At 45.6% G+C, this 14,033-nt stretch carries 12 protein-coding genes; 3 read left to right on the forward strand and 9 right to left on the reverse strand.

What is annotated here, in order from left to right; translation table 11 throughout:
- Nucleotides 1-66: 66 nt before the first annotated feature.
- The gene (locus ICN13_RS04555; RefSeq protein WP_216139156.1) at nt 67-1,080 is read right to left on the reverse strand and encodes a CorA family divalent cation transporter; all 1,014 of its coding nucleotides are present in this window, start codon (nt 1,078-1,080) and stop codon (nt 67-69) included.
- 78 nt (nt 1,081-1,158) lie between these two features.
- Here ICN13_RS04555 and ICN13_RS04560 point away from each other — a divergent pair, with 78 nt between their 5' ends.
- Nucleotides 1,159-2,019 carry a hypothetical protein gene (locus tag ICN13_RS04560; RefSeq protein WP_216139157.1) on the forward strand — a complete coding sequence of 287 codons (861 nt, stop codon included), beginning with the start codon at nt 1,159-1,161 and terminating at the stop codon, nt 2,017-2,019.
- 84 nt (nt 2,020-2,103) lie between these two features.
- Entirely contained in the window at nt 2,104-2,523 is a 420-nt protein-coding gene (locus tag ICN13_RS04565) for a hypothetical protein (protein ID WP_216139158.1), read from the forward strand.
- Nucleotides 2,524-2,714: 191 nt separating this feature from the next.
- Here the strand turns inward: ICN13_RS04565 and glmM are convergent, their stop codons facing one another.
- From glmM to ICN13_RS04585, 4 genes are all read right to left on the reverse strand, one after another.
- Complete coding sequence (glmM, locus tag ICN13_RS04570) at nt 2,715-4,058, reverse strand: phosphoglucosamine mutase (RefSeq protein ID WP_216139159.1); 1,344 nt, start codon at nt 4,056-4,058, stop codon at nt 2,715-2,717.
- Between the two features lie 38 nt (nt 4,059-4,096).
- A complete protein-coding gene (gene folP / locus ICN13_RS04575) occupies nt 4,097-4,936 on the reverse strand; it encodes a dihydropteroate synthase (RefSeq protein WP_216139160.1) in 840 nt (279 codons plus the stop codon).
- 39 nt (nt 4,937-4,975) lie between these two features.
- Complete coding sequence (gene ftsH, locus ICN13_RS04580) at nt 4,976-6,856, reverse strand: ATP-dependent zinc metalloprotease FtsH (RefSeq protein WP_216139161.1); 1,881 nt, start codon at nt 6,854-6,856, stop codon at nt 4,976-4,978.
- A gap of 167 nt (nt 6,857-7,023) precedes the next feature.
- Nucleotides 7,024-7,698 (reverse strand): RlmE family RNA methyltransferase, encoded by a 675-nt coding sequence (locus ICN13_RS04585; RefSeq protein ID WP_216139162.1) that lies wholly within the window; start codon nt 7,696-7,698, stop codon nt 7,024-7,026.
- 126 nt (nt 7,699-7,824) lie between these two features.
- Here ICN13_RS04585 and ICN13_RS04590 point away from each other — a divergent pair, with 126 nt between their 5' ends.
- Complete coding sequence (locus tag ICN13_RS04590) at nt 7,825-8,451, forward strand: YhbY family RNA-binding protein (protein WP_216139163.1); 627 nt, start codon at nt 7,825-7,827, stop codon at nt 8,449-8,451.
- Between the two features lie 62 nt (nt 8,452-8,513).
- Here the strand turns inward: ICN13_RS04590 and ICN13_RS04595 are convergent, their stop codons facing one another.
- From ICN13_RS04595 to carA, 4 genes are read right to left on the reverse strand one after another with little or no spacing between them, the layout of a single operon-like run.
- Nucleotides 8,514-8,984, reverse strand: a complete 471-nt coding sequence (locus ICN13_RS04595) for a DUF4149 domain-containing protein (RefSeq protein WP_216139164.1) — start codon at nt 8,982-8,984, stop codon at nt 8,514-8,516.
- Between the two features lie 26 nt (nt 8,985-9,010).
- Nucleotides 9,011-9,487 (reverse strand): transcription elongation factor GreA, encoded by a 477-nt coding sequence (greA, locus tag ICN13_RS04600; protein WP_087910051.1) that lies wholly within the window; start codon nt 9,485-9,487, stop codon nt 9,011-9,013.
- Nucleotides 9,488-9,545: 58 nt separating this feature from the next.
- On the reverse strand, nt 9,546-12,809 hold the full coding sequence (carB, locus tag ICN13_RS04605) for a carbamoyl-phosphate synthase large subunit (protein ID WP_216139165.1): 3,264 nt from the start codon (nt 12,807-12,809) through the stop codon (nt 9,546-9,548).
- The gene (gene carA, locus ICN13_RS04610) at nt 12,809-13,993 is read right to left on the reverse strand and encodes a glutamine-hydrolyzing carbamoyl-phosphate synthase small subunit (protein WP_216139303.1); all 1,185 of its coding nucleotides are present in this window, start codon (nt 13,991-13,993) and stop codon (nt 12,809-12,811) included. Before carA ends, carB begins: the two co-directional genes overlap by 1 nt.
- Nucleotides 13,994-14,033: the final 40 nt, after the last annotated feature.

The raw sequence follows: 14,033 nt of genomic DNA on the forward strand, positions 1-14,033 counted from the left end.
ATCTTATAATTGATTTAATAGATTCTTTTTTGTAATTTAGCCCCTTAATATTCGGGGAATTGCCCTTTAAATGATTCTTTTAAGTTTTAATGCGGCAAAAACTGCAGAGCCAGCAATTGACATCAGAACCATGACCTCGTAAAAAGAGCCCTTTAAGCCTGGAAGGTCTTCCATATTCATACCCATGATTCCAGAAATAAGGGTCATAGGCAAGAAAATCACCGTCATTACGGAAAGAACTTGCAAATTTTTAGCATTGAATTCAGCTACGTGAGCAGCCTGCTCGTCCTGAAGCACCTTCGCCCGATCATAAAGACTAGAAATTTCTTGAACTAAATAGGTGAGCAAGTCCAAGTCATCGTTCAAGCTGTCCTTGTCTTCATTACTAAACCAATAAGGTAATCGCTTCAGAAGACGATGTAGGGCTATTAACTCTGGTGAAAATTGCCTACGGAGGCGACTACATTGAATGCGTATCCTACCTAGATTTTCATGCTCTGGAAACTCTTTGCCCTTCAGTAGATTTTCCTCCAGATCATCCATATCTCCCGCGAGATGGGTGAGCAAAGTACGAAGTTGCTCAGCGCGCAAATCTAAGAGCTCATGAAATAGCTCAATAGCAGAGACGGGATTAATCTGACCATTTCTCAAGTCATATCTAAGCTTATCTGTAGTTCTGAGAGGATTGTTACGTAAAGAAATCATGAGCCTTGGTGTAATAATTGCCCATAGGGTGCCCAGACTGGAATCATTCACCGCCTCTCCAAACTCCTGCTGGAAATCATTCATTACCATTAAGAGGCAGTCGTCTAGCTTTTCAATACGTTCTAAGCGACTCAGATTTACACCTTCCTGAATCATCTCTACCACGCGTTCGGGAATGAGCGGCGTGCTTTTAAGCCATCGCTGAATTTGAGAGTTGGATAAATTTAAATGCAACCAAATTGATAAATCAGGATTTTCTAGTGCTTCGGAAATTTCAAATAATGGTAGTTCATAGCCCTTGCCAGATGACGGTATTGCCCAAGCAAATACAACGCCTGCAATTGGTAACGGATTGACATCTGAATAAGCTAACATGCGCGAATTGTAAGCCATTAAATGTAGTCACAAATATAGGTCTGACATAGTTTTGTCACAATACTTCGCTAGAAAACAATGTCATTACTTTGGCTCATTAATATCTTCATGAAATATATTTTTCTGGGTCTATTTATGTTAGCCACTTCTGCGGCGGCATTTGAGCCATTGAATACTGACGATGCAGGAACGGTAGTTGCTTGTGGAAATCAGATTGAGCAGTACTATTTCCTAATAAATAGATCTGGAGGATCGCAATCAAGCGATATCATTACTCCTGGAGAAGAATACTCCGGCTCAACAGATGCAAGGGCATTCCCTTTTACCTATACACGAGGTTTAAGTGACACGGTCGAGGCATCGTTCTCAACCACCTATTACACCCAGCCAAATGGAAATTTTTCAAGGTTTGCAAACTATGTATTCGCAACTAAGTGGCGATTTCAGGAGGATCTAGCTAACAGATATGCACTTGCAATTAAGCCAATTGTCATTCTGCCTGCGAAGCAACAGCAACAAGTAGCTGGTCTTGGTTTGGCGGCATTCAATTATGGCTTCAACTTCATAGGCTCCAAGTACTGGGATGAGATCGAAATTCATGCAAATGCATCCTATTTATGCTCGCCATACAACACAAACTACAGTATTGGACGCACTGCAGATAGTAGCCGCACTGATATTTTCCTTTTATCTATTGCCCCAGTTTTTTCGATAGCATCGGGTATGCGGCTGGCTCTTGATGTAGGGGCCACAACTAACCCTGCAAATGATGAACAATATTTAAGTTTTTACTCATTAGTGGGAGTAATTTATTCATTAACTCAAAGTGTTGATATAGCAACCTCTTATATGCGAACAGCTTTAAATTACAGCGCAACTATTGGGGCAGCTAGTGCCGGCTCCTCAAGAGCAGAAATTGGATTCACCTGGCGATTCTAATGTTGGGCATTACATTAACTTGTCATGATTTGAGGTCACAATACTCTTGGAGTACAAATAGACTTAACACTATGGGGGTTAGCTATGGATTATCAGATCATTCCTTTAGAAATAGGCTCAATTACAGAGCGACATATTTTTCAATGTGGAAAAAAGGAAATTAAGTGCGGTATGGTATGGAAGCTAGGCTCAGTTATAACCCACACTAAGCCTACATTTCTTCATAACTATAATCCTGACATCGGAATTTGTATACAAGACATACCCGGTGGAACAGTTGGTGAAACCTATGGCGGAGAAAAGGTAATTTACTTTTCTGATACCGTAGATGAAGATGAGCAGAATGAATTAACGGATATCTTTTACGAAAGCTCCAAGAAATATTCCAAGAACTATGCTGACGTCTTTCATGATCTAGGATGGAAAGAAGTTAGTGCAGAATCTTATATTTTTGGAGAAATTGAAGTTATAGAGCTCAATCAGAATCCAAAACTATACAAATAACAATGTGACTTTTCAGGCTACTTATATTTGCATTTATAGCTATATCCTCCGCCGTAGTGTTAGCGTAGTCATTCAAGTTCATCGCTCTTGGCGATATGCCCTACAAAATTCCGAATGATTATGTTCGCTACGAAAGATTGATTGCAGATATTAATAAGGCTAACACCAGCTTTACCCTTTTCATTGGTGACTTAAGAGGTTGGCACTAAATCGGCAATGCTTTTTGCAGCATTCATAGCGACATTGGCGTCTTTAGTCTCAACCATCACCCTGAGAAGGGGCTCTGTACCAGATGCCCTGATCAGCACCCTGCCAATATCTTTCAGATCAGCCTCTACTTTGGAGATCTGCTGTTTGAGTTTTTCATCTGACTTCCAATCGTAACCAGGCTTGAATTTCACATTCAAGAGCACCTGGGGAAAGATGCTTACCTTCTCCAATAACTGCGCCAGACTCTTTTTATTTTGACTCATGGCTGCTAGCACTTGGAGGGCCGCAATCGTGCCATCACCTGTGGAATGCTGATCTAAGCACAGTAAATGGCCTGAACCTTCTCCGCCAATAATCCAGCCCTTTTGTTTTAGGAGCTCAAGAACGTATCTATCGCCTACATTGGCACGCTCAAATCCAATCCCTAAATCCTTAATCGCGCTCTCAACTGCCAAGTTAGTCATGAGCGTACCAACTGCACCGCCAATCTTTTGTCCACGGTCCAATCGATCTTTAGCGAGCACATATAAAAGCTCATCGCCATTAAATAGTCTGCCTGTGGCATCTACCATTTGCAGGCGGTCTGCATCACCATCTAAGGCAATACCTAAATCTGCTTTTTCTGCCTTGACTTTAGCAATGAGTGCGTCAGGTGCAGTTGCGCCACAGCCATCATTAATGTTTCTACCATCTGGAGTAACACCAATCGAGACCACCTCTGCACCAAGCTCATGAAACACATTAGGCGCTGTGTGATATGCGGCACCATTGGCGCAATCAACTACCAGCTTTAATCCCTTTAGATTTAGAGAACCTGGGAATGTCGATTTGCAAAATTCAATATAACGCCCTGCTGCATCATCTAAGCGAAATGCTTTACCCAAATCTTGCGCGCTCACACAACCCATAGGCTTTGCTAACTCAGCTTCAATTGCCAACTCAAAGTCATCATCGAGTTTGTCGCCATTGGCAGAGAAAAACTTAATGCCGTTATCTTGATAGGGATTATGAGATGCGGAGATTACTACGCCTGCTGATAAACGCAAGGCTTTAGTAAGATAAGCTACTCCAGGCGTTGGCATTGGACCACACAACATGACATCGACACCTGCCGCTGCAAAACCTGCCTGTAGTGCTGACTCCAATAAGTAGCCTGAGATGCGTGTATCTTTGCCAATCAATACCTTGCAACGTTGCCCAGGTTTGGCATCCTTTGATAGCACCTTACCTGCGGCATATCCCAGGCGGGTCATAAACTCAGGAACAATCGGAAATTGCCCTACTTCACCGCGAATGCCATCAGTTCCAAAGTATTGTTTTTTCATAGGGTCATTATAAAACTGAGCGGCTTAGAGCTCAGGCCCTAAGCTTCTATTGCTTCCCATAGCTTTAAAGCATCTACAGTCTCAGGAATATCGTGGACCCTGACAATTTTGGCTCCACGATCAGCTGCCATGATGGCTGCTGCAATACTGGGAGCTACTCGCTCATTGGTATCTTTGCCGGTAAGCTTACCGATCATTGATTTACGAGATATGCCTGCCAGGACCGGATAACCCAAAGTCGAGAAATCCTTGAAGTGCGACAGCATGCTGAGATTATGTTCAAGGCTCTTGCCAAATCCAAAACCAGGATCAATAGCAATTCGATTTTGAGCGATCCCTTTTGATCTGAGTAGCTCTGTACGTTCTTTAAGAAACAACATGACATCTGCAACTACATCTAGATACTCAGGATTAAATTGCATGGTTAATGGATCGCGCTGCATATGCATCAATACAATTCCGCAATCTTGACTGTCTAGTGCAGCATCCACAGCACCATCCTGTCTCAGTGCCCAGATGTCATTGACACAATCAACACCTGCATTGAGTGATTGCCGCATAGTCTCTGCTTTATAGGTATCAATCGATAACGGTACACCACAGTCTTTGAGTGCTTCAATCACTGGCAAGACGCGATCAAGCTCCTCCTGCAGTGATACTGGCTCTGCTCCAGGCCTAGTTGACTCTCCACCGATATCGATCAGATCAACACCATTGGCAATCATCAACTCTGCTTGAGCGATGGCATCTTTCGGAGATCTAAATTGACCGCCATCAGAAAATGAATCTGGTGTGGCATTGAGAATGCCCATCACTACGGGACGCCTGCGTTTGGTGAAGTCAAAAAGAAAACGCCCACAACGCCAAGTTGTGGGCATCTCTTGTATGCCTTGCTTGTCCATTCAGACGACTAAGTTTTAAGCTGTCGCTGGGGCGCTACCAGCAGCTGGTCCCGGTGCCCCACCAGCAGAGTTACCAAACTGAGTTGCAGGAGGAGGAAGCGGCGCTCTCGGTGGGCGACCTTCCATAATGTCATTGATCTGCTCTGCATCGATGGTCTCCCATTCGAGCAAAGCGGCAACCATGGCTTCAACCTTATCGCGATTATTCTCAAGAATAGATCTCGCTAAGTTGTATTGACTATCGATCAGCGTGCGAATCTCAAAGTCTACTTTTTGCTGCGTCAACTCAGAAACAGTCTTAGTGCTGTTGCGCCCAAAGATACTTTCTGATTCGGTATCCACATAAACCATCGTACCTAAGCTGTCGCTCATACCATAGCGCGTCACCATGTCACGCGCCATTTTGGTGGCACGTTCAAAGTCATTGGAAGCACCAGTGCTCATAGAATTCAAGAACACTTCTTCAGCAGCACGACCGCCAAACAAAATCGCCAACTCTTCCATCATGCGATCTTTATAAAGATTGACACGATCAAATTCAGGCAACTGCCAAGTCACACCTAAGGCCATGCCACGCGGCATGATAGTGACTTTGTGTACAGGATCAGCCTTAGGCAGAATCTTGGCTACAACCGCATGGCCAGACTCATGATAGGCAGTATTACGACGCTCTTCTTCGCGCATCACAGCTGACTTACGCTCAGGACCCATGTAGATCTTGTCCTTAGCATCTTCGAAATCCCTCATATCCACTGAACGCTTATTACGACGTGCAGCAAACAAAGCGGCTTCATTAACCAAGTTCGCTAAATCAGCACCAGAAAATCCTGGAGTGCCGCGCGCCAATACAGCAGCATTCACATCCGGATCAATTGGAACTTTGCGCATATGCACTTGCAAGATCTGCTCACGACCACGAATGTCAGGTAAACCTACATGAACCTGACGGTCAAAACGGCCTGGACGTAACAAAGCTTTATCCAATACATCGGAGCGGTTGGTAGCAGCAACGACGATCACACCGCTGTTGCTTTCAAAGCCATCCATCTCAACGAGCATTTGATTCAAGGTCTGCTCACGCTCATCATTTCCGCCGCCCATACCAGCACCGCGATGACGACCAACAGCATCAATCTCATCAATAAAGATAATGCATGGTGAATTTTTCTTGGCGTTTTCAAACATGTCGCGTACCCGAGATGCACCAACACCAACAAACATTTCTACGAAATCAGAGCCAGAGATTGAGAAGAATGGAACCTTCGCCTCACCCGCAATAGCACGTGCCAGCAGGGTTTTACCGGTACCAGGAGGGCCAACAAGTAAAACGCCATGCGGAATGCGGCCGCCAAGCTTTTGAAACTTCTGCGGATCTTTTAAGAAATCAACCAACTCGTAGACTTCTTCTTTAGCTTCATCGCAACCAGCAACATCAGCAAAGGTAACTGTATTGCTATTTTCATCTATCAGGCGTGCTTTTGATTTACCGAAAGAGAAGGCCCCACCTTTGCCGCCACCTTGCATTTGGCGCATCATGAAAAACCAAAAACCAATGATCAATAAAGTTGGTCCCAGGTAGTACAAGGCAGAGACCAACATATTGGGTTCATCATCCGCTTTACCTGTTACCTGTACGCCGTACTTCATTAAGTCACCAACCATCCAAATATCACCTGGAGAGATGATGGAGTATTTAGTGCCGTCAGCGGGAGTGACTTGCAATGTACGACCTTGTACATCCACACGCTTCACTTTGCCCGCTTTTGCGTCATCCATGAATTGGGAATACGTGACTTGAGTTTGGTCCTTGGGTTTATCAAACTGTTTAAAAACAGTGAAAAGTACCAAGCCCACAATGAGCCACACACCGATTTTTTGGAACATATTGCTGTTCAAATTGTTTCCTTTTCTGGATCTACCCAGGATTTAAAGCCAATTGCTTTCTAAGTATTTGATTCTACTACCACCCTTTTTCAAGGGCCAATGGCTTATTTATTTAATAAACCCATCTATTTCGGGGGGTTATTGGGGTGCTTCTATCGCCTCAATATCCTAAAGGGAGCTTATTTAGGGGGTTTTAAGTTACGACCCAGCAGAAAAATCTCTGAGGATCTGGCACGGGAAGCCTTAGGCTTGCGGGAAGCAACCGTTTTAAAGACCTTTTTGAAGGACTCCACAATCTGGCTATAACCACTACCGTTAAAGCATTTGATCAATAAGGCACCTTCGGGCCTAAGGTGGGCTACGGCAAAATCTAGGGCAATTTCAGCTAAAAAAGCCATCCGAGCAGCATCCGCCACACCCACACCCGAAAGGTTTGGGGCCATATCGGATAAGACGAGATCAACCTTGCCTTCAGCGCTCTTAGGCAATAAGGCTTCTAAAGCCTGGAGCCCCTCATCCTCACGAAAATCCCCCTGAATAAAGCTGACGTCCGCAATATCTTCCATCGGCAAAATATCGATAGCGATGATTTGGCCATCAGGTTTGCCAGACTCAATCTTAGGATTGCTTTTGCCTAGCTCGGTAAGGCGATTACGGGCGTACTGTGACCAGCTCCCTGGAGCGCTTCCAAGGTCAACAATGGTCATGCCTGCTTGTATGAGGTGATCCTGCTCATCAATTTCACTGAGCTTATAAACCGCTCTAGCGCGATAGCCCTCTTTCTGAGCCATCTTCACATAGGGATCGGTTAAATGATCCTGCAACCAACTTTTATTAAATTTATTCTTCGCCACAACTTACCCACTTTCGCCCTTCATTTTCCTAGTTTTACCTCTCTAAAGCAAAAGGAATTGTTCTTAAAACTGTTAAAACTGATCCAAACAGGCCTTTTAAGCAGTCAATGCTCTATCATCAAGCCCATGACTGCTCTTACTATTACCCCCGCACAACGCAAATCCCTCAAAGCTGATGCCCATGACTTAAGCCCGGTTGTCATGGTTGGTGGCGATGGCTTAACTCCTGCTGTAATTAAAGAAGCCAAGCTTGCCATTGGTCATCATGGCCTCATTAAGGTTCGCGTCTTTGGCGATGATCGCGAAGCACGCATCGCGATATACGAAGAACTCTGCAACAAACTCGATGCTGCGCCAGTGCAACATATTGGCAAGCTACTGGTTATTTGGAAACCAAAAGATGTAGTGGATGAGGCTTTTTCTAATCTAGGAAGATCTTCTAAGCAGACTAAGAAAACATTGCAAGCTCCACGTACTAAACGTCAGCCTAATCGTGCACCAACAAAATCTGGTGTACGCACTAGTACCTCAGAAAGATCAGATCGACGCTCTGCTTCCAATGCCGCCCCCTTTGCGCGCGCCGCAGCTGTAAAGTCTGCTACGCCGAAGAAGCGAGTGCTACGCTCTGAAGCCGCTGAATCCAAAATTGGTTGGTCCTCACCAGGCTACCGTAAAGCTGCTGCTGCACCCGCTCCCATCAAGAAACGGAAAGTCCGTATGAGTAGCACAAAGAAAAAATCGCTTGGGTCTTAATTGACTCATCTGATACGAAAAACGCCGCTAGTCGGCGTTTTTTTATTAGCTAAATTAGATAGTTAAGGATTGGACTTGGTCAGGCGCCAAACAAGATAGAGGCCCAGCACACTCTGAATCATAAATACGATGCTTGATGCGCCATGAAGCTTACTGAATACATCTGCGGATGGCGAGAGCATGACAGGCATTCCATTGAGCAGGGCCTGATCTCTTAAGGTATTCATCCAAGGGATGAATACAAATGAGGCTGCTACAGAGCAAAGCAACATGCCCAATAGTATGAAGCGAATCATTTTGTACTGAGTCAAGCCACGGTTAACCAAAAGATTTGCAAGCACCATTAGCGCAATACAAATAATGATACTGAGATAAGCCTCTACTCTAAAGATGCTGCCGGCAACCATACCAGCTACTTGACGATCGGTAAGTGTGCCAAAGATTGTTGGTGCAACCAAATATCCAACCGTCAGAACGCTGCCAACCCAAAGACCGGCTACTAAGATAAAAAGGCGTTGTGCGCCAGCATGCATTGGATTCGCTGCTCTTGAAATTTCGCTTAGATGTAGCGAACTGCCAAAATCTCAACTTCGCGGTTACCACCCGGCGCTTGAACAGCAACCACATCACCCTCTTCCTTACTAATCAGAGCACGAGCAATTGGAGAGCTAATGGAGATTTTATTAGAGGCAATATCGGCTTCATCGTCACCAACGATTTGATAGGTAAATTTGGTACCGTCTTCAAGATCTTCTAAATCTACGGTGGCACCGAACACAATCCGACCAGAAACATCTAGTGAGGCAGGATCAATAATCTGAGCTGCAGAGAGCTTGCCCTCTAGTTCCTGAATGCGACCTTCAATGAAGCCCTGCTTTTCTTTAGCAGCATCGTACTCAGCGTTCTCAGAAAGATCGCCTTGGGCACGGGCTTCAGAAATGGAAATAATCACTGCTGGGCGCTCAACATGCTTAAGACGGTGCAGCTCCTCTTTCAGGAGTTCTGCACCGCGTTTGGTAAGGGGAATTGTGCTCATACTGCCAACCTAACTTAAATTCTTGCGCTGTATTGCGCGAACAAAAGTTGATTTTAGATTAAATGAGCTTCCGATGTAAGTCTTGCAAGGAATACACCTCTAGAGACTCTTTGCTGCCTTTTTGGGAGGCTAGCAGACCATCCATAACCGCCCTTGCTGCGCTAATAGTTGTGTAATATGTAACGCCATTGGCTTGAGCAGTGGTTCGGATAGACCTAGAGTCCGCAATGGCAGTACGGGTTTCATCCACAGTCGTAAATACCAGAGAAATTTCACCGTTTTTGATGAAATCCACAATATGGGGACGACCATCTTTCACCTTATTAACTACACGTACTGGCAGACCAGCTGCCTCTATCGCCGCCGCAGTACCTTTGGTAGCAACCATTGGGAAGCCCAACTGATGCAAAAGTTTGGCAACTTCAACTGCTTTAGGCTTATCGCTATCTTTCACGGTCAGTAATACAGTTCCACTCTTCGGTAGCTTGATTCCAGCACCTAATTGAGATTTGAATAAAGCTTCGCCAAAAGTTTTACCCACACCCATGACTTCACCAGTTGACCGCATCTCTGGCCCCAGAATTGGATCAATACCTGGGAACTTATTAAATGGAAACACAGCTTCTTTGACAGAGAAATAAGGCGGCTTCACTTCTGCCTTGATGCCTTGCTGCTCTAGGGTTTGACCGACCATGCAGCGTGCAGCAATCTTGGCTAACTGCAGACCGGTTGCTTTTGATACAAATGGAACAGTACGTGAAGCGCGTGGGTTCACTTCTAAGACATAAATAACGTCTTTACCGTCGACATTTTGGATGGCAAATTGAACGTTCATCAAACCAATTACGTTCAAGCCTTTGGCCATTGCTGCTGTTTGACGTTTGATCTCTGCAACGGTTTCGTCTGATAGTGAGTATGGCGGCAATGAACATGCAGAGTCACCTGAGTGAACACCAGCCTGCTCAATATGCTCCATCACACCACCAATGAAAACCTTAGCGCCATCACTAATGCAATCGACATCACACTCAATTGCATCATTGAGGAAACGGTCTAGCAATACTGGGGAGTCATGAGACACCTTGACAGCTTCACGCATATAACGCTCTAAGTCACGCCCATCATGGACGATTTCCATGGCACGACCACCCAAGACATAGGAAGGACGCACTACCAAGGGGTAGCCAATCTCTTCAGCAAGCTTGAGAGCCTCATCTTCAGCGCGTGCAGTCCGATTTGGTGGCTGACGTAAACCCAAGTCATGCAAGAGTTTCTGAAAGCGTTCACGATCTTCGGCCGCATCAATCATGTCTGGCGAGGTACCAATAATCGGCACGCCATTGCGCTCCAGATCTAAGGCGAGTTTCAAGGGAGTTTGACCGCCATACTGAACGATTACACCTTTTGGCTTCTCTTTGGCAACGATTTCTAATACATCTTCGAGAGTCAATGGCTCAAAATACAAGCGATCAGATGTGTCGTAGTCCGTTGAAACAGTTTCAGGGTTGCAGTTGACCATAATGGTTTCATAACCATCATCGCGCATTGCTAAAGCAGCATGTACGCAGCAATAGTCAAACTCAATACCTTGACCAATACGATTAGGACCACCGCCCAAGACCATAATCTTGTCTTTACTGGTTGGATTGGATTCGCACTCACCATGCTCTGCTTCATAGGTGGAATACATGTAAGCAGTATTGGTTGAGAACTCAGCCGCACAAGTATCAACACGCTTGTAGACCGGAACTACCTTTAAGCGATGACGTGCAGCGCGCACAGATGATGCATCCACGCCAAGCAATTTTGCTAAGCGACGGTCTGAAAAACCTTTTTGCTTTACAGCACGTAGCTCTGCTGCTGACAGACTATCAATCTTGCGTTGCTTAAGTTCAGCTTCAATCGTGATGAGCTCTTCAATTTGCTCTAAGAACCAAGGATCCACTTTGGTTTCCGCGTAGACCTCATCAAGACCCATACCCATCCGGAAAGCATCAGCAAGATACCAAATACGATCTGGGCCAGGCTCATTGATTTCATTAATGATGTCATCAAGATCGGTAGACACTTCATCCAAACCATCTACGCCGACTTCAAGTCCACGCAGAGCCTTTTGGAATGACTCCTGAAAAGTACGACCAATTGCCATCACCTCACCAACAGACTTCATTTGTGTTGTTAAACGGGAGTCAGCTTGCGGGAATTTTTCGAAGGCAAAGCGAGGAATCTTCGTCACTACGTAGTCAATCGAAGGCTCAAAAGATGCTGGTGTAGCGCCGCCAGTAATGTCGTTCTTGAGCTCATCCAAGGTATAGCCAACAGCTAACTTCGCTGCAATTTTGGCAATCGGGAAACCAGTTGCCTTAGAAGCAAGTGCGGATGAACGAGATACGCGTGGATTCATCTCAATGACGATCATGCGACCATCAACAGGATTGATCGAGAACTGAACGTTTGATCCACCTGTATCCACACCGATTTCACGCAGAACAGCAATCGATGCATTACGCATGATTTGATATTCTTTATCAGTCAGTGTTTGTGCAGGCGCAACAGTGATTGAGTCGCCCGTATGCACGCCCATTGGATCTAAGTTTTCGATTGAGCAAACAATAATGCAGTTATCGTTACGATCGCGCACTACTTCCATCTCAAACTCTTTCCAACCCAGCAAGGACTCTTCAATCAGGAGCTCACGGGTTGGTGAAAGATCAAGGCCACGTTTGCAGATCTCTTCAAATTCTTCACGGTTATAGGCAATACCACCACCAGATCCACCCATAGTGAATGAAGGGCGAATGACGACTGGGAAGCCTGAGCTACCGGTCTCTTGCTGAATGCGTTGTTGAACCTCTAGGGCTTCATCCATCGAATGGGCAATGCCAGACTTAGCGGAGCCAAGACCAATCTTGGTCATTGCCTCTTTAAATTTCTGGCGGTCTTCAGCTTTATCGATTGCTTCTGGGGATGCGCCGATGAGTTCACAGCCGTACTTTTCTAATACGCCGTTGCGGTGCAAATCTAAAGCACAGTTCAAGGCAGTTTGACCACCCATCGTTGGCAAAATGGCATCTGGTTTTTCAGTGGCGATGATGCGCTCAACCACTTCCCAGGTAATGGGCTCGATGTAAGTGACATCAGCCATCTCTGGATCAGTCATGATGGTTGCAGGATTGCTATTCACCAAAATAACCTTGTAACCTTCGTCACGCAGAGCCTTACAAGCTTGCGCACCGGAATAATCAAACTCACAAGCTTGCCCAATCACAATGGGACCAGCACCAATAATGAGGATGCTCTTAATATCGCTACGCTTAGGCATTATTTGCCCTCCTTCTTGGCAGCATTCATGAGCTCCACAAAATGATCAAATAAATAGGCAATGTCATGAGGTCCAGGCGAGGCCTCGGGGTGACCCTGGAAACAGAATGCTGGCTTATCTTTCCAAGCCAAGCCTTGTAATGAACCATCAAATAGAGAAACGTGCGTAACTCGAATATTGTCTGGCAAGGTTGTTGCATCGACTGCAAAACCATGGTTCTGCGAAGTAATTGCTACACGCCCAGTATCAAGGTCTTTTACAGGATGATTAGCGCCATGATGACCGAACTTCATCTTCAAGGTTTTAGCGCCGGCTGCTAAACCCATAATCTGATGACCTAAACAGATGCCGAAAGTAGGAATGCCTTTTTCGATCATTTCTTTTGCCGCAGCAATTGCATAGTCACAGGGACCAGGATCTCCAGGGCCGTTAGAGAAAAACACGCCGTCTGGATTCATGGCAAGCACTTCTGCTGCACTCGTTTGTGCAGGAACTACAGTGAGCTCACAACCACGCTCTGTGAGCATACGCAAAATATTATGTTTAACACCGAAGTCATAGGCGACTACTTTTTTAGTCGGCTTGCTGGTATCTAACGTTTTGTATGCAGGCTTATCTGCGGGACCATGCAACTCCCATTCGGCTTCGCGCCATGGGTAAGATTTTTTGGTTGATACAACCTTAGCCAAATCTAAGCCAGACATTCCAGGAAAAGCTTTGGCAAGCTCAAGCGCTTTCTTGCCCATAACTTCGTAGTCATCGCCTAATTTGCCAGCAACAATCGCACCTGATTGAGCACCCTTATCGCGCAGAATACGGGTTAGCTTGCGGGTATCGATGCCAGCAATGCCAAGAACGCCTGCTTTGGTGAGGTAGGCATCTAGCGCTCCCTCGGAGCGAAAGCTAGAAACGCGCTTTGGCAAATCTTTAATAACCAAGCCCGCAGCATGAATCTGGTCAGACTCTGCATCTTGAGCATTCACACCAACGTTGCCAATGTGAGGATATGTGAGGGTAACAATCTGACGGCAATAACTTGGATCAGTAATGATCTCTTGGTAGCCAGTTAAAGCGGTATTGAAAACAACTTCGCCGGTAGTTTCGCCTGAGGCGCCAATGCTAAAACCAGGAAATATAGTGCCGTCGGCTAAGGCCAACACGGCGGGGGGAAAAGAAGGAAGCAAGGGTGACAAACCATCTCCAGTCCCTGCTCCATCCGACGCT

Origin of the sequence: Polynucleobacter sp. MWH-Berg-3C6 (assembly GCF_018881855.1) — a bacterium.
Lineage (GTDB): Bacteria > Pseudomonadota > Gammaproteobacteria > Burkholderiales > Burkholderiaceae > Polynucleobacter.